At 43.7% G+C, this 22,844-nt stretch carries 16 protein-coding genes; 8 read left to right on the forward strand and 8 right to left on the reverse strand.

The window, feature by feature from the left end; translation table 11 throughout:
* Positions 1 to 29 precede the first annotated feature (29 nt).
* Positions 30 to 1,907: a sodium:solute symporter family protein gene (locus tag ACO6S0_RS19650; RefSeq protein WP_422349975.1), complete on the reverse strand. Its 1,878-nt coding sequence runs from the start codon at positions 1,905 to 1,907 to the stop codon at positions 30 to 32.
* 19 nt (positions 1,908 to 1,926) lie between these two features.
* Complete coding sequence (locus ACO6S0_RS19655) at positions 1,927 to 4,176, reverse strand: GH92 family glycosyl hydrolase (protein WP_422349976.1); 2,250 nt, start codon at positions 4,174 to 4,176, stop codon at positions 1,927 to 1,929.
* A gap of 226 nt (positions 4,177 to 4,402) precedes the next feature.
* Between ACO6S0_RS19655 and ACO6S0_RS19660 the strand changes: the two genes are divergently transcribed.
* From ACO6S0_RS19660 to ACO6S0_RS19690, 7 genes are all read left to right on the forward strand, one after another.
* Positions 4,403 to 5,488, forward strand: a complete 1,086-nt coding sequence (locus ACO6S0_RS19660) for a sensor histidine kinase (protein ID WP_422349977.1) — start codon at positions 4,403 to 4,405, stop codon at positions 5,486 to 5,488.
* The gene (locus tag ACO6S0_RS19665) at positions 5,485 to 6,201 is read left to right on the forward strand and encodes a LytR/AlgR family response regulator transcription factor (protein ID WP_422349978.1); all 717 of its coding nucleotides are present in this window, start codon (positions 5,485 to 5,487) and stop codon (positions 6,199 to 6,201) included. Before ACO6S0_RS19660 ends, ACO6S0_RS19665 begins: the two co-directional genes overlap by 4 nt.
* A 139-nt stretch (positions 6,202 to 6,340) precedes the next feature.
* A complete protein-coding gene (locus ACO6S0_RS19670) occupies positions 6,341 to 8,689 on the forward strand; it encodes a PSD1 and planctomycete cytochrome C domain-containing protein (protein ID WP_422349979.1) in 2,349 nt (782 codons plus the stop codon).
* A 2-nt stretch (positions 8,690 to 8,691) separates the two neighbouring features.
* A complete protein-coding gene (locus ACO6S0_RS19675; RefSeq protein ID WP_422349980.1) occupies positions 8,692 to 10,182 on the forward strand; it encodes a DUF1501 domain-containing protein in 1,491 nt (496 codons plus the stop codon).
* Entirely contained in the window at positions 10,179 to 11,216 is a 1,038-nt protein-coding gene (locus ACO6S0_RS19680; protein ID WP_422349981.1) for a 6-bladed beta-propeller, read from the forward strand. Before ACO6S0_RS19675 ends, ACO6S0_RS19680 begins: the two co-directional genes overlap by 4 nt.
* Positions 11,213 to 12,064 (forward strand): chitobiase/beta-hexosaminidase C-terminal domain-containing protein, encoded by an 852-nt coding sequence (locus ACO6S0_RS19685; RefSeq protein ID WP_422349982.1) that lies wholly within the window; start codon positions 11,213 to 11,215, stop codon positions 12,062 to 12,064. The genes ACO6S0_RS19680 and ACO6S0_RS19685 overlap by 4 nt, the downstream gene beginning before the upstream one ends.
* 9 nt (positions 12,065 to 12,073) lie before the next feature.
* Entirely contained in the window at positions 12,074 to 14,119 is a 2,046-nt protein-coding gene (locus tag ACO6S0_RS19690) for a DUF2231 domain-containing protein (protein ID WP_422349983.1), read from the forward strand.
* Here the strand turns inward: ACO6S0_RS19690 and ACO6S0_RS19695 are convergent.
* The 4 genes from ACO6S0_RS19695 to ACO6S0_RS19710 form a co-directional block, all read right to left on the reverse strand.
* The gene (locus ACO6S0_RS19695) at positions 14,112 to 15,248 is read right to left on the reverse strand and encodes a formylglycine-generating enzyme family protein (RefSeq protein ID WP_422349984.1); all 1,137 of its coding nucleotides are present in this window, start codon (positions 15,246 to 15,248) and stop codon (positions 14,112 to 14,114) included. The two genes, ACO6S0_RS19690 and ACO6S0_RS19695, sit on opposite strands and share 8 nt — an antisense overlap.
* A 12-nt stretch (positions 15,249 to 15,260) precedes the next feature.
* The gene (locus ACO6S0_RS19700) at positions 15,261 to 16,301 is read right to left on the reverse strand and encodes a UDP-glucose--hexose-1-phosphate uridylyltransferase (RefSeq protein WP_422349985.1); all 1,041 of its coding nucleotides are present in this window, start codon (positions 16,299 to 16,301) and stop codon (positions 15,261 to 15,263) included.
* A gap of 2 nt (positions 16,302 to 16,303) precedes the next feature.
* Complete coding sequence (galK, locus tag ACO6S0_RS19705) at positions 16,304 to 17,434, reverse strand: galactokinase (protein ID WP_422349986.1); 1,131 nt, start codon at positions 17,432 to 17,434, stop codon at positions 16,304 to 16,306.
* 251 nt (positions 17,435 to 17,685) lie between these two features.
* Positions 17,686 to 18,015, reverse strand: coding sequence for a YegP family protein (locus tag ACO6S0_RS19710; protein WP_420401900.1), 330 nt, complete (start codon positions 18,013 to 18,015; stop codon positions 17,686 to 17,688).
* A 229-nt stretch (positions 18,016 to 18,244) separates the two neighbouring features.
* Here ACO6S0_RS19710 and ACO6S0_RS19715 point away from each other — a divergent pair, with 229 nt between their 5' ends.
* Complete coding sequence (locus ACO6S0_RS19715; protein WP_422349987.1) at positions 18,245 to 19,075, forward strand: amidohydrolase family protein; 831 nt, start codon at positions 18,245 to 18,247, stop codon at positions 19,073 to 19,075.
* Between the two features lie 6 nt (positions 19,076 to 19,081).
* Here ACO6S0_RS19715 and ACO6S0_RS19720 read toward each other — a convergent pair whose 3' ends face one another.
* Entirely contained in the window at positions 19,082 to 20,416 is a 1,335-nt protein-coding gene (locus ACO6S0_RS19720; RefSeq protein WP_422349988.1) for an alpha-L-fucosidase, read from the reverse strand.
* Positions 20,417 to 20,479: 63 nt separating this feature from the next.
* Entirely contained in the window at positions 20,480 to 22,843 is a 2,364-nt protein-coding gene (locus ACO6S0_RS19725; RefSeq protein ID WP_422349989.1) for a glycosyl hydrolase family 95 catalytic domain-containing protein, read from the reverse strand.
* Between the last annotated feature and the right edge of the window lies 1 nt (position 22,844).

The following is a 22,844-nucleotide window of genomic DNA, read 5'->3' on the forward strand; positions in this document are numbered from 1 at the left end:
AATTGTTTAACCAAGTGGTTGTTGGGGCTTTAATTCGGAATTTTTTGGACCCTGTTCAACCAAGTAAATTTTAGAATTATTGAAGTTATTAAAAATACCACGAGTGCCAGCAGCATTTTGGGGTAGTCTCGAATCAGCAAATAAATAGGAAGGAGGATCATACTGGATTGCCAAATGATTCCAATGGCACAATTGAACATGTCCATCCAGAAATCGTTGTTCTTTTCAAAGGAGCTATCCTCATTCTTCAGCTGGGTATAAATGGGTTTCCACCAACCCCAAGGTTTTACATTCTTGTAAAAGGACTTCAAGATTTCGGTATCTGTGGGTTTTGAGAGATAAGTGCCCAAATATGAGCCCAGCAATGAAACCCCAAAAATAATCGGGAACAGATAAATGGCATGCACATGGGACACTTCATACAAGAAGGTGTCCTCGGCAAAATTGCCTTTGTTCTGATCTAGGAAATACTGCAGGGTAGCCACCACAAGGCCGGCAACCATGCCCCAAAAATACCCCCAACCATTAAAGCGCCACCAAATCCATTTGAGGAAATTGGCAGCAACATAGCCGCCATATAAGGCACTGGTAATCCAAAGGGTCAAGGAGTTGATTGAATCTGCAAAGAAGCCCATGCATACCCCAAGTCCCACAACAGCAAAGGAAGCAATATGACTGGCTTTGATATAGTGTTTGTTGGAAGCTTCGGGCTTAAAGTATTTTTTATAAATATCGTTTACGATATAGGCGGGCCCGGAGTTGACAAAAGCTGAAAAAGTGGACATAAAGGCCGCGAGAAGCCCCGCTAACAGTAGTCCCTTAACCCCAACAGGGATGTGATTGTTGATGACTTTGGGAAGGATGACTTCCAAATCCCCGCCATTTAAACCAGGATTTGAGCTCATTTCGGGAACAAGGGTTACCAAAGCAATTACGACGATGCCTGCAATCAAGAGATAGCGTGGAATATACAGCACCAACCCAGTGAATCCACTCATGTAGGCTGATTCCTTTACGGTGCGTGTCGAAAGAATGCGTTGGAAATCAAACCCGGGCACTGGTCCCGCCACACTGGCAAAGAAGCCCTTGAACAAGGTCATTCCAATAAACGCACCAAACATTTTATAACCCTCGCTATCTATCAGGTCGTTGAAAGCCTGGAATTTATCACTCCAATGCGGTCCTAATTCGTTATTGAAAAAGATACTGCGCCATTCTGGGGACAATACGGCATTGATGTCAACATCCGCAACAGTGACAAAGGTGTAGCCCGCTACCAGTAGTCCGGCTATGACCATGATTAAATATTGTAACACTTCCGTGGCCACCACGGAAAACATTCCCCCTTTTATGGTATAGATGGTGGTTAGCACAATAATGATGAGGGCATAGGACTGTTCTGAACTCAGCAGAAGCGTTTCGCCTATGAACCAACTAAGGTCCCAGGGCAGTATGATGGTCATGAACTTACCGGCACCCTCAAAGAAATAGGCAATGAAACCCACTGTGGAAATAATGGCAAAGACAGCAATGATAAAATGCGAAGCCCTACCTGCCCTTCCATCCCCAAAACGGGTCAAGATCCATTCAGAGCCGGTCATAATATTTGACCGACGAATCCAGACGGCCAAAAACATCATGACAAAAATCTGGTTCCAAACGGGCCAAAGCCACATGAACATAAAGCTTTTGGCTCCATAGAGGAACAAAATTCCAACCATCCAAGCTGTTCCGGACACGTCAAACATACCGGAACCATTACTAAGTCCCAGATAATACCATTTGATGTTGTTTCCTCCTAAAAAATAGGAGTCAAGCCCTTGGGAAGCTTTTTTGGAGACCCAAATTCCAATGAACAGGGTCAACACCACGTAGATGATTATTATTGATAGGTCGATTAATTCCATATAGTTTTCTGGTCCTTGGTTATACTCCCCAACTTTTGTTGGGTTCGGATCCCATTTCAATTTCCAGGGTTCCTCCCGCTATAAGTTCTTCATGGGTGATGTAGCTTCGCTGGAGCAATTCTCCGTTAAGCGTTGCTGTTTGGATATACTTATTGGTGGGGGAGGTATGCTTGGCTGTTATGATAAATTCTTTGTCTTGCGCTACAGAAAGGGTCACTTTTTCAAAAAAGGGACTACCCAATTCATACTGTCCAGAAGAAGGGTTCATGGGATAAAATCCCATAGCACTGAAAACATACCATGCAGACATTTGCCCACAATCCTCATTTCCGCTGAGGCCATCAGGTTGTGTGCTGTACTGGGTATCTAAAATTTCCCTAACCCATTCTTGGGTTTTCCATGGCTTTTTGGCCTTATTGAACAGGTAGGCAATATGATGACTGGGTTCATTTCCATGGGCATATTGTCCGATCAAACCGGAGATGTCTACAGAAACATTGTCACCGGAAATTTCGGAGCTTTCCGTAAAAAGTTGTTCCAACTTGGTGGTAAAGGGCTCTGGCCCGCCATGAAGTTCAATAAAACCAGGGATATCATGTAATACAAACCAGCTGTGCTGCCAGGCATTACCTTCGGTATAGTCCGTGTGCTCCCTATGGTTGGAGTGCTTGGGGTCAAAAGGTTCGTTCCAACTTTTCCCATCCTCAGATTTCCCGCGCATGAACCCTGTATTGGTATCAAAAAGATGCTTATAGGCCTTGGAGCGATTTATGAAATAGGTGTAATCTTCATCCTTACCCAATGCCTTGGCCATTTGGGCCACACACCAATCGTTATAGGCAAATTCCAAGCTAATGGTAACCGATTCATCCAAAGACGTATAAGGGATGTAGCCAAATTCCTTATAAGGAGTAAGCCCCCTGATATCTCCCATCATGGTATTTTTTACTGCCAGATAAGCTTTTTCAGGATCATACCCGCGAACACCTTTTAGAAAAGCTTCGGCTATCATGGAAACCCCATGGTTCCCTGTCATGGTGTTGGTTTCGTTACCGTAAAGAGTCCATACCGGAAGTCTTCCCTGTTCATCATAATACGCCAACATGGACTGAACTATATCGCTGACACGTTCGGGTTGCAGGATGTTCAACAAGGGGTTTTCCGCCCTAAAAGTGTCCCAGAGCGATAGGGTAGAGTAGGCGTCCCATCCAGCTGCTTTGGCAATACTATCGTTTTGTAACCTAAATTCCCCATTGGTATCGCTGAAGCGTACAGGGGCAATTTGCGTATGGTACAAGGCGGAGTAGAAAATGGTCTTTAGCGAGTCTTGCGGGGTTTCTACTTTGATTTTGGAAAGCAATCCCTCCCATTCGCCATGGGTATTGTTCTTTACCTCATCAAATGTGCGGTTGGTGCCATGGGTCTCTAAATTGGCCTTGGCATTGTCTATGCTCACCGAAGAAACCGCTATCTGCAGCTCAACCACATTTCCAGTATCAGGGCTGATGAAAAACTGTCCACCTACTTTTTTTCCTTGGGCTTCTGCTATGCCGGCGGAAATGGAGCCGTCAGCAACAAGTTCGGAGGAGGTGATGGGCAATGAGGATTTAACCACAAAAAATAGTTTTTGGTTTTTTGCCCAGCCTGTGCTATGTCTATATCCAACCAAGGTCTTTTCATCTTCTTGCCGAAGGGAACAATTTACTGGGGCATCCCAGTTGACAGCATAACCCAAATCCAAAATGAAGGAGGGTTCATCTCCTTCCATATACGTGTATTTATGAAATGCGACATATTCATTGGCGGTAAGTTCAACCTGAATTCCAGGATCATCCAGTTTCACTTTGTAGTAACCGGGTTTGGCCACTTCATTTTGGTGCGAAAATGTTGAGGTATAAGGTAGGCTATCCCTTGGTTTGCCAAAAAGGGCCAAGTCCACTTTTTTATGGGTGGGCATCAGGAGCAAATCGGCCAAATCTCCAATACCGGTGCCACTCAAGTGCAATTGTCCAAATCCGGATATTATGGAATCGGAAATATGGTAACCTGAGCACCAGTCCCATCCTGCAGTTCCATTATCTGGACTGGGTTGAACCATCCCAAAGGGAGCCGTGGCACCCGGAAATGTATGTCCATGTCCACCTGTGCCAATAAAGGGGTCTACAAAATCGGTAAGTGTTTCTGCGGATTCCGAAGACTTATTGGTATCCGCACAGGACAGGCTTAAAACAAGCACAGCTACAACCGGAAATATTGCGCCCTTGCTCATTGGTCATTTGGATTAATATTGAGTTTTTTTATACTTTTCCCCAAAATATATTTGATTTTCTTATAGTGTTTGGTTGGATTAGCTGAATCCGTTGGTCGTGTTAGGTTAGAAAAATGTAATTCTAAATATTTATAATTTTATTCGCTGGTAGAATAAAATTAGACCAACAACAAGCCCCAAAAGCTAAACAACAGAAAAACCGACAATCAAAAAAACGCTGAGATTCATGTATATAAATGACAAGTTGGAGGAGCTGTTGAAGGTTGAATCCCCCCAGCAGTACAAAATCACCTATAAGCACCATATCATTTTTTGGGGCATCTATTTTTTGCTCAATACCTTACGATGGGGAAGTATCCACAATGACTTTGCTTTATCCTTAAAAACCAACTTAATAGGTTTTCCCATTCACATTGCGCTTTCCTATTTCAACATCTACTTTTTGATGCCGAAATTTGTGTACACCAGAAAGTACTTCACCTATGCTTTATTGGTTGTGACCTGCTTGTTCATCATGCTTTTGGTAAAGTTCAATCTTACCTACTATTTGGTAAGTACCAATGTAATGCCGGAAGGGCCGGAATATGTGGACAGCCTTACTCTGAATTATGCCATTATTACCATGTTTGGGGAATTGTATGTGGTTGCATTTGCCACTGCCATAAAGGTGACTGTGGATTGGCTCCGGGAGCATAGCAAACTGCATGATTTGGAAAAAAGGCAGTTGACGACCGAGTTGAAGTTTTTACGCTCTCAGGTTTCTCCTCATTTTTTCTTCAATACCTTAAATAATATTTATTCCCTCACCTTGGAGAAATCGGATAAGGCACCCGAGGTTATTCTCAAACTTTCCGGTTTAATGAGGTATTTGCTCTATGCTACCAGAAAACGCAAACAGGATTTAAAAAGTGAGATTGACTGTATTCAAAATTATATTGATCTGGAGCGGATACGATTCAATGATACCCTGGAAATAGATATAGGAATCTCAGGGGATTTGGAAAACAAGGAAATTGCTCCAATGTTACTCGTTCCCTTGATTGAAAATTGCTTTAAGCACGGGGCAAGCAAAAATATTGGAGACATGAATATCACCATTGATGTCAAGGTCGATGATGATTTTTTGTATTTTAAAGTATCCAATACCATCCCAAAAAGTGATACCAACAGCAAAGTGGCCACTAGAGGTGGGGGGATAGGGCTTTCCAATGTAAAGAAAAGGTTGGAATTGGGTTATGATCAAAATGATTATGAGCTTTCTATCTTTGAGAAGGAAAAAATGTTTCATGTGGATTTAAAACTAAAAGTATGACGGCTTTGAGAGTGATAATTATTGATGATGAACCGTTGGCTATCAATGTGCTGAAAAATTATGTTGAGCAGGTGAGTCAATTGGAATTGGTGCAGACCTTTTCAAATGCCATCGACGCCAACTTGTTCTTGCAGGAAAATGAAGTGGACATCATATTTTTGGATATCAATATGCCCATTCTGGACGGACTCAATTTTCTGCAGTCCTTGCATGCGGCACCTATGATCGTGATCACTACTGCCCATGAGGAATATGCCTTAAAAAGTTTTGAATTGGAGGTTATAGATTATTTGGTTAAACCCATTCCGTTTCCAAGATTTCTAAAAGCGGTCAACCGTATCATTAGCTTAAAACAGGGAGCTGCAAATTCCGGCTATTCCACCAATGAAAAACCAAGCATTTTTGTAAAGGTGGATAAGAAGAAACTTCAAAAGATCTTCATTGATGAGATTGTTGTTGTGGAAAGCTTGAAGGACTACATTCGAATTAAGACCACTTCCGCCAAATATATTATACACAAGACACTAGGGAGTTTTACGGATGAACTGCCTTCAGACAAGTTTCTTAGAATACATAGATCCTATACCATAGCTATTGACAAAGTGGAATCCATTGAAGGAAATAGCTTGGAGGTAGATGGTATCAGATACACCATTGGGCGAAGCTATTTGAACGAGGCCAAAAGCCGAATCCTCAACGACTCCATAACCTAGGGCTATACCAAGCTGGTTAACAGTTGCTTCTGAAGATTTACTTCATTGATCTTTTCGCTTCTGTTATTGGTCGAAATTTTTTAGGGAAGTCGGGTTATCTGGGTAGTTTCAGGACAAACGGAATTAAAATCAGTAGGACATGTCCGACGCTTCAAAGACGAAAAGAAGAATTTTGTGGGTTGCCGCAGTATGGGCTGGAACCATATTTCTAATTGGTTGTCAATCCAAAAAAGGGGAATATGCATCTGTAACTATTGGAGATTCCAACAAGCAGATTCCAGACTCAATAGATTTTTCATTCCACATCAAGCCCATTTTGTCCGATCGCTGTTTTGCGTGCCATGGGCCTGATAAAAATGCCATTGAAGGGGGACTTTCCCTAAACAAAGCGGAAGACGCCTTTGCTCCCATTGGAGAAAACAAGGATCGCTATGCCATTGTGCCGGGCGATTTGGAAAAGAGTGAACTGGTCCACAGAATTTTCAGTGAGGATCCCAATTTGATGATGCCTCCGCCAGAATCCAACCTTACGCTGTCCAATTATGAAAAGGAATTGCTCAAGAAGTGGATAGCCCAAGGTGCAGAATTTAAAAAACATTGGGCTTTCGTAGCACCGAAAAATCAGCAGGTACCCAAAGTGGAAAATGATGAGTGGAGCCAAAATGAAATTGACCAATTTGTGTTGAAAAAAATGGAGGAACAAGGCTTTCAGCCCTCCAAAAAAGCCGCCAAGGAGCAATTGATCAGAAGAACCTTTTTTAGCATAACAGGATTACCCCCCAATGCAGAACAAGTAAATGCTTTCCTGAAAGACAACACGGCCGATGCTTTCGAGAAAATTGTGGATTCTTTACTTGAGACCAAGGATTATGCAGAAAACATGGCAGCCGACTGGATGGATGTGGCCCGCTATGCGGACACCCATGGCTACCAAGACGATTTTGAACGAATCATGTGGCCCTGGAGGGATTGGGTCATTCATGCATTTGGTAAGAATATGCCCTATGATGAATTTGTTACCTATCAATTGGCAGGTGACATGCTTCCCAATGCTACCAAGGAATCCATATTGGCAACCGGTTTCAATAGGAATCATAAGATTACCGCTGAAGGGGGTGTCATTCCAGAGGAGTATCGGGTAGAATATGTAGAGGATCGCACCAACACCTTCGGGACTGCATTTTTGGGACTCACCCTTGAGTGTTCCCGTTGCCATGATCACAAATATGATCCAGTAAGTCAGGAAGAACATTTCCAGCTCTTCAGTTTCTTTAACAATGTGGATGAGGACGGACTTATGGCAAACGCCCAAGTAATTCCAAAACCCTATATTTCCATAAGCCCTGACGAGGCCAATGGCGTCTTGGATTTCGTGAACATGACCAGCTCCAATGCCGAAGTCAAGGTTATGGTTATGGAAGATATGCCGGAACCAAGGGATGCCTTTGTGTTGAATAGGGGGGCATATGACCAGCCCACGGATCAGGTTTTTCCTGCTACCCCCGAAGCTATTTTTCCTTTTCCGGAGGAATTGCCCAAAAACAGATTGGGATTGGCCCAATGGCTGTTCCATGAGGATAATCCCTTGACCGCCCGTGTGGCCGTCAACCGTATCTGGCAACGGATGTTTGGGAAAGGCTTGGTGGAAAGTTCCTATGATTTTGGGAATCAGGGTGCTTTACCCTCACATCCGGAATTGTTGGACTATTTGGCAATCAAATTCAGAACGGAGGGTTGGGACATCAAACAAATGATAAAATACATGGCCATGTCGGCCACCTTTCAGCAAAGCAGTGAGATTTCCCCTGAAATGCAAGAAAGAGATCCGGAGAATACCTATTTGGCAAGGGCAACTCGACTTAGATTGGGTGCAGAAATGATTCGAGACCAGGCATTGAAAATAAGCGGATTACTGAGCGCAGAAGTGGGAGGCCCCAGTGTTAAACCCTATCAGCCAGAAGGAATTTGGGAAGAAACCACCGGAGGTGGTGGGGGAAGTACAGCGAGGTATGTACAGAGTGAAGGCAAAGATCTTTATCGAAAAAGCCTCTATACTTTTTGGAAGCGCACCGTGCCACCACCCAGTATGATGACCTTTGATGCAGCATCTAGGGATTTGTGCAGCGTAAAAAGACAGGAAACCAACACCCCTTTGCAGGCATTGGTTTTGTTGAACGATCCCCAGTTGATAGAAGCCGCCAGGGCCATGGCATCCAAGGCCATGCATGTTGGCGAGCTTGAAGATCAAATCAACTATATTTTCCAAAACGCCACATCAAGGACTCCTGCGCAAGAGGAAATGGAAGTGCTTCAAAAGTTCTATTCCAATACCTTGGAAAAAATCAATTCGGGAGAAATTATACCAGAGGAATATCTGTCCATTGGAGAATTCAAACCTAGCGATGATATTTCCCCAGAGACCCTTACAGCCTTGGCGCTGACCACCCAGACCATATTGAATTTGGATGAAACGATAACAAGAGGCTAATTATGAGCGAAAAGAAAATATTGGCGGATAGTGCTCTAAACCTTAATAGAAGGGCATTTCTAGGGAAATCGGCCCTAGGTATTGGAGGTGTGGCGCTAGGTTCGCTTTTGGGTTGTAATTTTTACAGAAAAGATGGCGAATTGCTGGCCAAAGCGGATAACCCAATGGGCATAAAGGGAATTCTCCATTCCCCACATCATTCCGCAAAAATTAAACGGGTTATCTATTTGTTCCAAAGTGGAGGGCCATCGCAGTTGGAGCTTTTTGATTACAAACCTGTACTTAATCAGCGTAGGGGAGAAGATTTACCGGAATCCATTCGCAACGGGCAACGCCTGACAGGAATGACTTCTGGGCAGGACAGTTTTCCCTTGGTAGGTTCCCAGTTTGGATTTCAACAGCATGGGAAAAATGGAATCTGGATAAGTGATCTGTTGCCCTATACCGCCAAGATGGTGGATGACATATGCATTGTAAAATCCATGTACACGGAAGCCATCAACCATGATCCTGCGGTGACATTTTTCCAAACGGGGTCCCAACAGCCTGGAAGACCCAGTATAGGTTCATGGTTAAGCTACGGTTTGGGAAGTGAAAACAAAAATTTACCGGCCTTTACCGTGCTGCTTTCAAGAGGAAGCGGCAGGCCCAATGGTCAGCCGTTGTACACCCGCTTATGGGGCAATGGCTTTTTGCACTCCTTGCACCAGGGAGTTCAATTTAGAGCCGCCAAAGATCCCGTGCTCTACCTAAACGATCCCAAAGGGATTTCCAAAGAGACCAAACGGGCCATATTGGATAATTTGGCCGAATTGAACGAAAAGCAATATCAGGAATTTGGCGATAATGAGATCCAAAGTAGGATTGCTCAATACGAAATGGCTTATCGCATGCAGACCTCTGTACCTGAGGTGATGAATACGGAAAAAGAACCGGATTACATCTACAAAATGTACGGTGCGGATGCCAAAATACCGGGTACCTACGCAGCCAATTGTTTACTGGCACGAAGGTTGGCTGAGCAGGATGTGCGCTTCATCCAATTGTACCACATGGGTTGGGATCAGCATGAGAATTTGCCAGATGCCATAGCCAAACAGGCTAAAGATGTGGACCAAGCCTCGGCAGCTCTTGTGGCAGACCTTAAACAACGCGGAATGTTGGAGGATACCTTGGTGATTTGGGGTGGGGAATTTGGAAGAACCAACTATTCGCAAGGTTTGTTGACGGATACCAATTACGGCCGGGACCATCACCCAAGATGTTTTTCCATGTGGATGGCCGGAGGCGGCATTAAACCGGGGATTGTCTACGGGGAAACAGATGACTTTGGATATAACATCACCGAAAACCCGGTACACGTCCATGATTTCCAGGCAACACTGCTGCATCTTTTGGGAATAGATCACGAACGGTTGACGTATAAGTACCAAGGAAGAAGATTTAGGTTAACCGATGTTGAAGGGCATGTGGTCAAAGATATTTTGGCATGATGAAACGAAGACAGTTTATAGGCAAGAGCGGCTTGGCCGGATTGGGATTGGCTTCCATGGGTTCCCTTTCCTTCACGGATGACTTTTGGAAGGATGCCGTTATTGGTCATGGCTCTCATCAATATAAAGTGGACCTTAATTGGGGGAAGCTCAATAGCGATAAGTTCCCGGTTAAGGATTGCCATGAAATGGTCCAGGATGCCAAAGGCCGCATTATTTTATTGACCAACCATACCAAGAACAATATTCTCATCTATGATCGGTCAGGAAAGCTTTTGGATTCCTGGGGAACTGAATATCCAGGGGGCCACGGACTTACCTTACACGATGAAAATGGCACGGAATTTTTGTATATCTGCGACAACAACAGGCATGAAGTAATCAAAACAAGCTTGGATGGAAAGGTGATCCAGGTATTCCCATTTCCTAAAGAAAGTGGGAAGTATCAGAAAAAGGAAGAATATATCCCCACAGAAACGGCTATAGCAGGCAATGGTGATATTTATGTAGCTGATGGCTATGGATCTCAGTACATTACCCATTACGATGCCAAAGGCAATATCAAAAACATATTTGGGGGAAGGGGAGATGAGCCACAGCTGTTTAACAATGCCCATGGTATTTGTATAGATGATAGGGACTCCGATAACCCTACTTTATTGATTACCGCCCGACATCAAAACAAACTGAAGCGGTTCTCCATGGATGGGGAACACTTGGATACCATTGACCTCCCAGGAGCCTACATTTGCAGACCGGTCATTCACAATAAACATGTGTATTTGGCCACCATTTGGTCGGGAGACGGGTCCGAGGGCACTGGCTTTATTTCTATTTTGGATAAAGACAACCAATTAATTTCTGCCCCTGGTGGAAGTACCCCCACCTACGAAAATGGAACTTTGAACCACATGCATCAAACCCTAAAAATCTTTAGACATCCCCATGATGTGTGCATTGACGCTGATGAAAATATATATGTGGCCCAATGGAATTCTTGGGGAACCTATCCCATTAAATTGTTCCGCGTATGACAAAGCAAATATGGGTTGCGTTAAAGCAGTCTCTGACCAAATCAAATAGCCTTAATTTACTTTTATTGGCTTTGCTGTATACGGGGATTGCTTCCTGTCAATCGGAAAAAACTACTTTTTTGAGTACAGATGAGGTTCAATTGGCTCCTCCCAGTATCCAAGTGGATTCCACGCTCTTTACACATTCAGCTTTGGTACAAGTGAAACTGGCAGAAAATGGTTCGGTATTACGATATAGCCTAGATGGCAGTCCTGTAAATGAAAGCGCATCCGTGTATGCACAACCCATTGAGCTGCTAAATTCTGCTGAGGTGAGGGTAAGGGCCTACCATCCCCAATTTACTGCAAGTGAGGAACGAACCATACGGGTTAGAAAGCTAAAGCATGATATTTCTCAAGCATCAGTTGAACTGGAAACACAACCCAATGCTTCATACCTAGGCAATGGAGCATCATCATTGACAGATGGACAAAAGGGAAGTGTGAACTTTAGGCAAGGGGGATATTGGTTGGGCTTTCAGGAAAATGAAATTGGGGTGAAAATGAAATTGGATGCCAATTTTAGCCCAGGCAAGATCATATTGAGCATGCTTCAGGATCAAGGGTCATGGATTTTTTTACCTCGGGCTGTCCAAGTATATTCCAACGGAAAGATGGTGGGGTCCAAGGAATTGACAAACAGCACGATTTCAGGGGAAAAACAACTTCAATACATAGAAATACCCGTTTCACTGGATAACAATCAAGAATTCACAATACGTATACATCCATTGCAAAAAATCCCGGATTGGCACCCTGGCAAAGGCACCCTTCCCTGGACTTTTATCGATGAGATTATAATAGAATAACCTCACGAAATGCCACTAGGAAATTTACACCCTTTATTTGTTCATTTACCCATAGGAATATTGCTGTTGGCTTTTCTTATGGAGTTGTATTATCGCAAAAAACCTCAACCAAAGGACAACGGAACTATTTTATTTGCCTTGGCAATTGGCGCCATCAGCGCTTTAATATCGGTGGTCACAGGATGGTTTTTAGGCGGGAATGGAGGTTATGATGAGCAATTATTGGATTTGCATAGATGGATAGCCATAGCATTTTCCGTGGGAGCAGCAGTCCTGTTCTTTCTGAAGAAATCCAGCAATAAACAAGCTCAAAAGTCCTATATGCCCGTATTTGTGGTGGTGTTGATTTTGCTTACGGCAACAGGCCATTATGGGGGAAGCCTTACCCATGGCGAGGATTTTTTGTTTGCAGAAAAGTACGAAGACCCAGTCATTGAAAATGTGGAAAAGGCTGCTGTATATGCTGATATCGTTCAACCCATATTGCACCGAAAATGTGTGAGTTGCCATAACAGTGGCAAAACCAAGGGAGGGTTGTTACTGACTTCGGAAAGCAGCTTAATTGCTGGTGGAGATTCTGGTGCCTTGTTGGATTCCTTGGAACAAGAGGGAATGAGCCTGCTGATGCATCGCCTTCATTTACCTATGGAAGATGAAGAGCATATGCCGCCCAAAGGGAAAGTGCAACTTACAACAGAGGAGGTTATGCTTATGGAATGGTGGATGGAAAACAAGCACTGCTTTGATTGTTTGGTGGAGGATTTGCATCATGAAGGAAAGCTGACAACTGCCTTGGAGGCCTTGGAAAAGGACACTTCTGCCGAGGCGTTATTGGCAGAAAAAGTGGATGAAGTCCCCCAAGATTTTATGGACCTTTTGGCGCAGAACAATATTTCTGCCCAATTGATTTCAGAGGAAAAGCCCTTGCTTTTGGTTAACTTTTTACAGCGTAAAAATCTATCTGAAGCCGATTTTGAGTTGTTGGAGCGTTACAAGGAAAACGTGGTGCAGTTAAATTTGGGATATACCAACATGGATAATGAAATGATCAAGCTGTTGAAGCCCTTTAAAAACTTGATCAAGTTGCAACTGCAGAACACACAGATAACCAACGAAGGCCTCAAGGAAATTAAACGGTTTAAACTGTTGGAATCCCTGAATCTTTTTGGAACTGTTGTGGATGATACAGGACTGGATCAGCTGTCCAAATTATCCAATCTAAAGAAGTTGTTTGTTTGGCAAACCCCAATGACCCCGGAAGGTCTGTTGGCTTTTCAAGAGAAGCAAAGGCAGGTAGAAATACAAGGGCAGATTGCGGATAGCGTATTTGCCGCTAGTACCTTGGGGCCACCTACAATTATTGCAGAACATGAGGTTTTTAAGGATTCGATCCAAGTTTCTTTGGAGCAATTTTTTGAAGGTGCCAAAATTTTCTATGTTTTGGAAACGGCTCAAAACGATACCTTGCCCAAAGAATATGTGAAGCCTTTTTACATTAATGAAACAGGAAAGTTGCGAACATTTGCCACTTTAGATGGCTGGGAACCTAGCTTGGAAAGCTCAATGGATTTTTTAAAATCCGGGGTGAAAGTGAATCGAATTAATCTGGCATCCGAACCGCATCCAAAATATGTTTCCAAAGGAGGTAACACCTTGGTGGACTTTTCGCGCGGGACTTCAAATTTTGTGGATGGAAAGTGGTTGGGGTTTGAAGCAAAGCATATGACCGCGACTGTGGAATTTAAAGAACCAACCACCATATCCCATATTGCCGTTGGGAGCCTTTCCATTCCCACAAATTGGATTTTTAGACCTGTCGGTTATACCGTTTGGGGTTCCAAGGATGGGAGCAGCTACACCCAACTGAAGTCTATAGACCTACCTCTTGGACAACCTTCAATCAATATAGAACGGTTGATTTATGATATTGAAATCCCACCCACCCTGCTGAAAAAAGTCAAACTATTGGTGAAAAGTCCCCTTAAAAATCCAGACTGGCATCCGGTCCCAGGCGGGAAAAGTTTTATTTTCTTGGATGAATTGGTGTTTAACTAGGATCCTTTTTCTTCGGTCGGGCATCCAGAACCGTTCGGAATCCTAGATGTTCCAGTCCTGAATCCAAGCTTGTGGCCATCCGGGAGGAAATCCGATAACTGGCACAATAAGAAGCACTGCAAAGGAAGGATCCTCCTTTTATCACCTTTTCAACCGCATAAGGATTGATGCTGTTAAACGCCCTGCTTGCTCCTTGGGGATTATGTTGGGTTTTTCCAGTGGCGGCCTGTTCCTTATAATAGTTGCTATTGTACCAATCGCTGGTCCATTCCCACACATTTCCGGCCATATCATGCAGGCCATATCCATTCGGGGGATAAGACATTACGGGAGCTCTGCGCACGTACCCATCACTTTGGTCATTGGTTCGTGGGAATTCCCCTGTCCAAGTGTTTGCATTTTTGGCAAGGGATTCCACTTCATCGCCCCAATAATGAATCCCGTTGGTGTTGCCACCTCTGGCCGCATATTCCCATTCGGCTTCTGTGGGCAATCTTCTGCCCGCCCATTCACAATAGGCAATGGCATCTTCGTAGGCAATATGAACCACAGGCTCGTTATCCTTACCTTTTATGGAACTTCCAGGGCCGTTGGGTTGTTTCCAGTTGGCACCTATGGTCCATTTCCACCATTGGGAGTAATCTTGCAGATTGGTGACCATCCCTTCTCGAAAGACCAAAGAGCCTGGTTGCAAAATGGAATCATGGGGCTTGGGTGTTCCCGCTGGAAGTTGCTTTTTCATCTCTTCCCAGTCAATTGTCCGTTCCGCTAAAGTGATATAGCCTGTTTCCTTGGTGAATTTGGCGTATTGGGCATTCGTTACTTCGGAAACATCAATAAAAAATCCGTCAACGGCCACGGGATGGCTCGGCTTTTCGTGGCCCATGGCCATGGGGTCGTTGGCAACTGCACCTTGATAGAAATTCCCCCCAGGAATCCATACCATACCTTTTGGCACCTCAATTCCTTCAGGGATTTCCGTAACTACCGATATTGGCGTTTCTTTTTTTATGGGCGGCTGGGTAGCTTCAACGGCTTTCGGGGCAGTTTTTTCCTTGCAACCCATAAATAAAGCCCCCGTGATCAGGAGTGTGCTAAAAAAGGTCTGGCTCAAATTTCCTTTGTTCATGTTTTCGTCTTTTTAAGATTGGCTGTAATGTACTTCGGATAATTCCCTCAAGCTTTTGGCCGCCATTTCTGCAGTAATATCGCGCTGAGGGTTTCCAAACATTTCATAACCCACCATAAATTTCTTTACAGTGGCGGATCGTAATAAAGGCGGGTAAAAGGACATGTGGAAATGCCATTCTGGATGCTCTTTGCCATCGGTTGGGGCTTGATGAATCCCACCTGAATATGGAAAGGATACCTCGAAAAGATTGTCAAACTTAATGGTCAATGCCTTTATGATCGCAGCAAAAGATCGTTCCTCGGAAGTGCTCAATTGCCCAATATGGGAATAGTGTTTTCTGGGAATGATCATGGCTTCATAGGGCCATGTTGCCCAGAAGGGTACAAGGGCTACAAAATCCTCGTTTTCAGCAACAATTCGTTCCTTGGCTTCCAGCTCTTGTTTTAGATAATCGCCCAAAAGGCTTTTTCCATAATCTTGAAAGTACGCTAACTGTGTTGCCGACTTTTTGCGTGGTTCTTCCGGAATGGAGGATTGTGCCCAAATTTGCCCGTGGGGATGGGGATTACTGCATCCCATAATGTCTCCCTTGTTCTCAAATATCTGAACATGGTTGATAGCTTCCATAGCTCCCAGTTCAGCATACTCTTTTTTCCAAAGTTTGACCACATCGGTAATTCCATCCACCGACATAAGAGGTAAAGTGAGGCTATGATCCGGTGAAAAACAAATCACCTTGCATATCCCTTGTTCGGAGGAGGCTTTGAAAAGGCCCACGTTATACTCGATTTGTTCCCCGTCCATTACAATAGCGCCAAAATCATTTACAAAGGAAAAAGTGCTTTTGTAATCTGGATTAACCTCTCCGTTGGCCCTGGTGTTGGTTGGGCATAAGTAACAGTTGGGGTCGTATTGTGGTCGCTGGTCAGCAGCTGATTTTTCGGTCTTTCCTTGCCAAGGTCGTTTGGTGCGGTGTGGTGATACCAAAATCCATTCCCCGGTAAGAATATTATACCTCCTGTGCGGTTGTTCGGTCAACATTTTTGACATGCTTAGCTTACAAGTTTTACCCCATCCCCGATGGCAACGGTGAACGGACTTAGTTGAATATTGAATTTTTTGGAATAGGCTTGGGACGCTGCTGCAATAAATGCTTCCACTTGATCCTGCTGAACCAAGTTGATAGTACAACCTCCAAAGCCACCTCCCATCATTCGGGATCCAATGACACCCTCGAAGTCTTTTGCCAGATCCACTAGAAAATCAAGCTCAGGACAGCTGACTTCATAAAGTTGGCTCAAGCCGGAATGGGATTCAAACAGCTTTTGACCAAAAGTCATTAGGTCACCATTTACCAAAGCTTCACTAGCAGCTATCGTCCTGGCATTTTCCTGAACTACATATCGAATTCTATCAAAAGTCTTGGACGCTAGACCAGATCCTATCTCATTTACAATTTCCTCAGGAACTTGAGCCAATACTTTCTGCTCTGGATATTTGGCTTGTATGGACTTAAGTCCCGACTCACATTCTTGCCGTCTAAGGTTGTACTCGCTCGTGGCCAAATTATGCGACACATTGGTGTTTAGCAGCACAATGGAATAGGAATTAAAATTCGCAGGAACGTATTGATACGATTGATCGTTGCAATCCAAACGAATTAGATTTCCTCTTTTGCCACGAACCACAGCAAACTGATCCATGATACCGCATTTGGTACCTACAAAATGGTGCTCGGCATCCCTGGCCATGGTTATGATTTCGTCATCCGTAAGCCCAATGGAAAACAATTGGTCAAGTCCTTTGGCAATACCACATTCCAGGGCAGCGGAGGAACTAACCCCTGAACCAATGGGTAGTTCACTTTCCACAATACAATCAAACCCACCAATTTTGTTGGGATGCGCTTGATCAATAAAGTGGACTACACCCAAGAAGTAGTTATGCCATTCCTTTTCACTGATTTTGATTTGGTTTAGGTCAAACTCAAAATGATCATCATAATTTTTGGAGTAGCAATTGCATTTGGAGCTATTGTTTTTTCTAAAATGAAGTCTGACTTTCAGATTGATCGCTGCTGGGAGCACTTGGCCGCCATTATAATCCAAATGTTCGCCAATTAGATTGATTCTTCCAGGGGACTCAACACGTATTTCAGCTTCAAAGTTTTTGTAATCCGACATAGTATGGACAGGATTTTATCGTAATTCTCCAGGGTGATTTTTGCCCGTCTAATTTCCTATTTTTTTTGGTACTGGGCATTGATTTATACTCAAAAAGAAAACCCATTTTGTGATTTTCCATTTGAAACGTGTTGAATTATGCACTTGGATTTGTGTTGTTTTGGCCTTGCAGAAGATATGATGACAACAAAAAAACAGCCCAATTGGGCTGTTTTAACTTTTGGATGTAAAAAGGAATTCCTTCGTAGGCCTTACGAATTGTCCTCTACGTCAGCACCGGGAGCATTGCTTTTCACCGATGCAATTCCATTTTCCATGGCAGAAGAGCTGGAATACATTTCACTTGCTCCAATGACCTGACCGTTGGAAGCTTTTAAGTTGAAATAAGGACTTCCATCCTTGGCCGTTTTTCTATCGTATCGATTGTCATCCTGGGAATTTGTTTTAACTGATTCAATCCCATTTTCGCAGGCGGCTTTGGTAGTGTATGCTTCACTACTTAGAATTACTTGCCCGTTACCTGCTTTTAGGTTGAACCTAAATTGCCCTGATTTGTCTGTTTTAATTTCGAATTTACCCATGGTAGTATTTTTTAATTGTAATAAAACTAAGTTTTTTCTTAAAACTATGCTAATTAGACACAGCAATATTTATAAAGTCACAATTCATCTCTTTTCACCTTTGATTTTCCAGTTATCCAATCTGGGCAAGGACAAGGTTCACATCACAAAATTCCCATTAAAATTGAGGTCTTTGCCCAAAGAAAAACATTAGATTTGATACGTCCAACCCAATAAATCCAGTGCTAAAATGACCATTGATTCCCACCAACATTTTTGGAATTACAGTCCCGAGAAACACGCATGGATTGATGACGAAATGGCCGTTATCCGCCGTGATTTTCTTCCAGAACACCTAGAAAAGGTGTATGCAGAGAACGACATCGATGGCTGCGTAGCGGTCCAAGCTGACCAAAGTTTGGAAGAGACGGATTTTTTACTGGATCTGGCTGCTACCCATGAATTTGTAAAAGGGGTTGTAGGCTGGGTGGATTTACGAAGTGTTGCCGTGGAAAAGGAATTGGAGAAATACCAATCCAACTCCTTCCTAAAAGGGTGGAGGCATGTGGTACAGGGGGAGCCAGACCATAATTTTTTGTTACGCCCCAGCTTTACCAGGGGAATTTCCCTCTTGGAAAAATATGGTTATACCTATGACATCTTGGTTTTTCCCCATCAGTTGGGAGCTGTTTTGGAATTTGTAAAACAATTTCCCAACCAGCAATTTGTTATTGACCACATAGCAAAGCCGTATATCAAAGATGGCTTTTATGATGGCTGGGCCGTACTTATGCAAAAGATTGCAGAACATGGGAACGTCCATTGCAAACTTTCTGGAATGGTTACCGAGGCCGACTATAAACACTGGGTCCCCGATCAGTTTGATTCCTATATCAATTTGGTTTTGGAGGCTTTCGGTCCGGATCGGGTCATGTTTGGTTCGGATTGGCCAGTTTGTCTAGTGGCAGCCAATTACCAACAAGTAAAGCAACTGGTCGCTAATGCCATTGCTGGCTTGAGCCAGTCCGAAAAGGACAAAATAATGGGTGCCAATGCTATGGCATTTTACAAGCTGAAATAACTTGTTTTAATTACTTTCTATTACTGCTCCATCTTCACGGTATAGGTCTATCTTTCCGTCAAGGAGAAGGGCAAGTACGGTCATTTCTTCATCCAGAACATGGTCTGGGACATTGATATAGGTAATGCCTGGATAATGGCTCCAATACACTTTTCCTACGACCTTATGGGATAGTTTTGAACCTTGGCCCACAACCCAAATGCGATTGATTTTGTTTTTAAGCCCACGGACCACAACCTCCCCATTAGGGTTCCCTTTTACAAAGAGATAAAGGATGTTCTGGTCTTTGGACAAGGTGGTGGCACCGTAAAAATGTTCTTTAGGGATACCGGTAACGGTGCCATAGATGGCCTCTTGATGTTTGTTGGTCCATCTTCCCAAGCCCTTTAAAATATCAACCTGCTCCTTGGGGATGGTACCATCGGCCTTAGGACCAATATCCAGCAAAAGGTTGCCTCCGTTGGCAATTACATCCGAAAAAATTCCAATGATTTGCCCAGTGGTCTTATAGTCATGGTCGTTTTTTTGAAAGCCCCAGGAGTTGTTCATGGTCATACACAGTTCCCAAAATTTACTTTCAGGTTTTGTTATGGGCATCCCTTGTTCTGGTGTCGCATAATCTCCCTGATCACGCAATCGGGAATTTAAAATGGTATTTGGATTTTTGTCCAAAAGCATCTGTCTTACCTTGGGAGCTTCCCATTCCTCGGAACTATGCTCCCAGTCCCCATCAAACCAATAAAGGTCCGGATTGTAATTCTCCGATAGCTCTTTCAACTGTCCTTGGTAATAGTTTAGGAATTTTTTCCAACGATTGGGTTGTTCTTCAATTGTATAGCGAATGGAATCCCGGGTAAAATGGGTATAGTCCGCATAGGACCAGTCTGGCAAGGAGTAATAAATGCCCACCTTGAGCTGGTTCTTTCGCAATTCGTTCACAAAAGGGGTCAGTACATCTTTTTTAGCCGCAGAACCCTTGATGGCATTCAATTGTCCAAATTTGGTATTCCACAAAGCAAAACCGTCATGATGCTTGGAAGTAATAACCGAGTATCGTGCCCCACTTTCCTTAATCAGTTTTACCCAAGCTTGTGGATCGAATTTTTTTGCAGAGAATCCCTTGGTTTGTTTCAAGTAATCTTTATGGGAAATGTACCCATTAAAAAAAGACCACGACTCATCAATTCCGTCCACGGCATAGAGCCCCCAGTGGATAAAAATTCCAAGTTTGGCATCTTTGAACCATTGCATTTTTTCTTGGTTTCTTTCTAGGGAATCCAAGATTTGGGAGTTCAGGGGGAGGTAAACCAGTAAGGATATGGCAATAATTAGTTTTTTCATTCCGGTCAGATTCTTTAGTTGTTTTAAATTTTATGAAGCGAGGCACATTGTTGAAACCTCATTTTATTGTTGGTTTAGATGTTGGTCCAAACTGACTTTCTTTCCTGCAGGAAGAGAAATTTCAGCTCGGGTGGTTCCGTATTTTACGTTAATTGTTTTATCTTCTTTGGCCTTCAATACCAATGTGGACAGTTTTCCATCTTTCCATTCAATATCGACTTCAATATTACCGCGTGCCTTTAATCCAGATATCTTTCCTTTTTCCCATTTGGGAGGTAGGGCCGGTAAAATTCTAAGAAACCCCTCGTGGGACTGCAACAAAAGTTCCGCTACCCCTGCGGTATAACCAAAGTTGCCATCAATTTGAAAAGGTGGGTGCTCATCAAAAAGGTTATGGGCAATTGAAATCTGAAAAAACTTGTCTATGTTTTCCTGGGCGGAAATGGCATCGAGTAGGCGTGCGTTCATGTTAATCATCCATGCACGGCTCCAACCTGTTCCTGCACCTCCGTGCTTCAAACGATAATCAATGGTCTTTTGGGCAGCCTCAAAAGCTTCAGGAGTATCTTCAACAATATCATCCCCAGGATGTAGGGCGTATAAATGCGACATGTGCCGATGGCCCTTTTCAGGTTCGTCATAGGCTTCGTTCCATTCCAAGATTCTTCCATCTGCACCAATAAGGATCCCAGGATGTAATTGGTTCCGTTTTTCCATTACTTCCTTGATGAAAGTCTTTTCAATACCCAATATTTTAGCGGCTTCCAGCGTATTGTCGAATACCTCACCGATAATTTGGTGCCCCATGGCACTACCAAAAGAGACAGCCGCCGGTTGTCCGTTTTTTGCGAAATATGAGTTCTCTGGCGAGGTTTCTGGGGTGGACACCCATTTGCCACTTTTGTTGTCCCAAACCAACCAATCCAAATAAAACTCGGATAGTTCCTTGAGGACAGGGTAAGCCCGTTCCCTTAGAAATTGCTCATCTTCTGTAAACTGGTAACGTTCCCAATAGTGTTGGGCGCACCAGCCCCCTCCATGAATCCATGACCCCCAGTAAGCCCTTTCTGCTCTCATGAATGGGGTGGCCCATAGATCGGAAGTATGGTGGGCCATGGTTCCCCGCTGAATCCCATATTGTTTTTTTGCAGTGGCTTTGCCTCGCTCATAGACTCTGTCCATAAATGCAAAGAAAGGATTGTGCAATTCACTTAAGTTGGTTACTTCTGCTGGCCAATAGTTCATTTGAAGATTGATGTTGATATGGTAATCGGCATTCCAAGGGGCAGTAATATGGTCGTTCCAAATTCCCTGTAGGTTGGCAGGGTTGGTCCCCGGTCTGGAGGATGCAATTAATAAGTACCTTCCAAATTGAAAGAGTTTGGCTGCTAAGTCTGGGTCACTCAAACCATCTTTTCTTCGTTGGATTCTTGCATCTATGGGCAAACTGTCCAAGGCTTTTCCACCCAAATCCAAACTCATCCTTTTATAGAAGCTTTGGTAGTCTTTTTTATGAGAGAGCAACAAGTTTCCAAAGGACTTCCCTGATACGGCAGCCAAGGTCTCAACGTTTTTGTCCAGATATTTTTCCCCATGGTAGAAGGAGGTATTGGCCGCTAGATAAATAGTGGCGCTTTTCACTCCTTTTAGGTGAAGTTTACCATCCGCTGCGGTTATTGAACCCGATTCGTGCTTGACCTTTAAACGGGTCTCAAATTTGACGCCATAATTCAAAGGAAAGGGTGCAGAGAACTTTTTTCCTCCAAATTGGGTCACCACACCCTTCATGCTTATTTCTGAATTGGAAGGATTGGTCACGATGACCGTGGGTCTTTCCATGTCCTTGGGCCTATCCAGGCGCAAATCAAAATCCATTCCTTCCTTGGCTGTGGTGGTCAATGCTATGGCAAGTACATCATCAGGATGGGAGGCAAACACTTTTTGCCCATATTCTTCCCCGTTGGAGGTATAGTTTATGGACACCAATGCTTCATCCAAACTTAGCGAACGCCTATAGTTCTCCACCTGCTTTTCCTCCTTAAAATCGATAAACAAATCTCCCATCGTTTGGTGAGACCGTATGATGGATTTATAGGAAAACTTTTCTACGATCAAACTGTCCACCTCCTTGGTCTTGCCTTCCGTGAGTAATTGTCTAATTTCTTCCAAATCTTCAGGAGTGCCCTTTGCATTTCCCCAATCTGCGGCCCCAGACCACATGGAGTCCTCGTTGAGCTGTATGCGCTCATGGTTGGGATTTCCAAAAACCATAGCGCCCAGCCGGCCATTGCCCACGGGCAGGGCTTGCATCCATTCCGCTGCCGGCTTGTCGTACCACAACTCATTTTTTGGTGCATTGGGTTCTTCTTGACACGCAAACAAGGTCATGGCCAAGGATATTAGGGAACTTACTTTTTTAACGGACATT

The organism is Flagellimonas sp. (assembly GCF_965233845.1).
In the GTDB taxonomy this organism is placed as follows: domain Bacteria; phylum Bacteroidota; class Bacteroidia; order Flavobacteriales; family Flavobacteriaceae; genus Flagellimonas.

Coding starts and splice junctions, on each gene's coding strand:
- ACO6S0_RS19690 (WP_422349983.1), top strand. CDS start 12,074: ATGCCACTAGGAAATTTACACCCTTTATTTGTTCATTTACCCATAGGA.
- ACO6S0_RS19670 (WP_422349979.1), top strand. CDS start 6,341: ATGTCCGACGCTTCAAAGACGAAAAGAAGAATTTTGTGGGTTGCCGCA.
- ACO6S0_RS19710 (WP_420401900.1), bottom strand. CDS start 18,015: ATGGGTAAATTCGAAATTAAAACAGACAAATCAGGGCAATTTAGGTTC.
- ACO6S0_RS19695 (WP_422349984.1), bottom strand. CDS start 15,248: ATGAACAAAGGAAATTTGAGCCAGACCTTTTTTAGCACACTCCTGATC.
- ACO6S0_RS19665 (WP_422349978.1), top strand. CDS start 5,485: ATGACGGCTTTGAGAGTGATAATTATTGATGATGAACCGTTGGCTATC.
- ACO6S0_RS19715 (WP_422349987.1), top strand. CDS start 18,245: ATGACCATTGATTCCCACCAACATTTTTGGAATTACAGTCCCGAGAAA.
- ACO6S0_RS19650 (WP_422349975.1), bottom strand. CDS start 1,907: ATGGAATTAATCGACCTATCAATAATAATCATCTACGTGGTGTTGACC.
- ACO6S0_RS19685 (WP_422349982.1), top strand. CDS start 11,213: ATGACAAAGCAAATATGGGTTGCGTTAAAGCAGTCTCTGACCAAATCA.
- galK (WP_422349986.1), bottom strand. CDS start 17,434: ATGTCGGATTACAAAAACTTTGAAGCTGAAATACGTGTTGAGTCCCCT.
- ACO6S0_RS19725 (WP_422349989.1), bottom strand. CDS start 22,843: ATGTCCGTTAAAAAAGTAAGTTCCCTAATATCCTTGGCCATGACCTTG.
- ACO6S0_RS19660 (WP_422349977.1), top strand. CDS start 4,403: ATGTATATAAATGACAAGTTGGAGGAGCTGTTGAAGGTTGAATCCCCC.
- ACO6S0_RS19655 (WP_422349976.1), bottom strand. CDS start 4,176: ATGAGCAAGGGCGCAATATTTCCGGTTGTAGCTGTGCTTGTTTTAAGC.
- ACO6S0_RS19720 (WP_422349988.1), bottom strand. CDS start 20,416: ATGAAAAAACTAATTATTGCCATATCCTTACTGGTTTACCTCCCCCTG.
- ACO6S0_RS19680 (WP_422349981.1), top strand. CDS start 10,179: ATGATGAAACGAAGACAGTTTATAGGCAAGAGCGGCTTGGCCGGATTG.
- ACO6S0_RS19700 (WP_422349985.1), bottom strand. CDS start 16,301: ATGTCAAAAATGTTGACCGAACAACCGCACAGGAGGTATAATATTCTT.
- ACO6S0_RS19675 (WP_422349980.1), top strand. CDS start 8,692: ATGAGCGAAAAGAAAATATTGGCGGATAGTGCTCTAAACCTTAATAGA.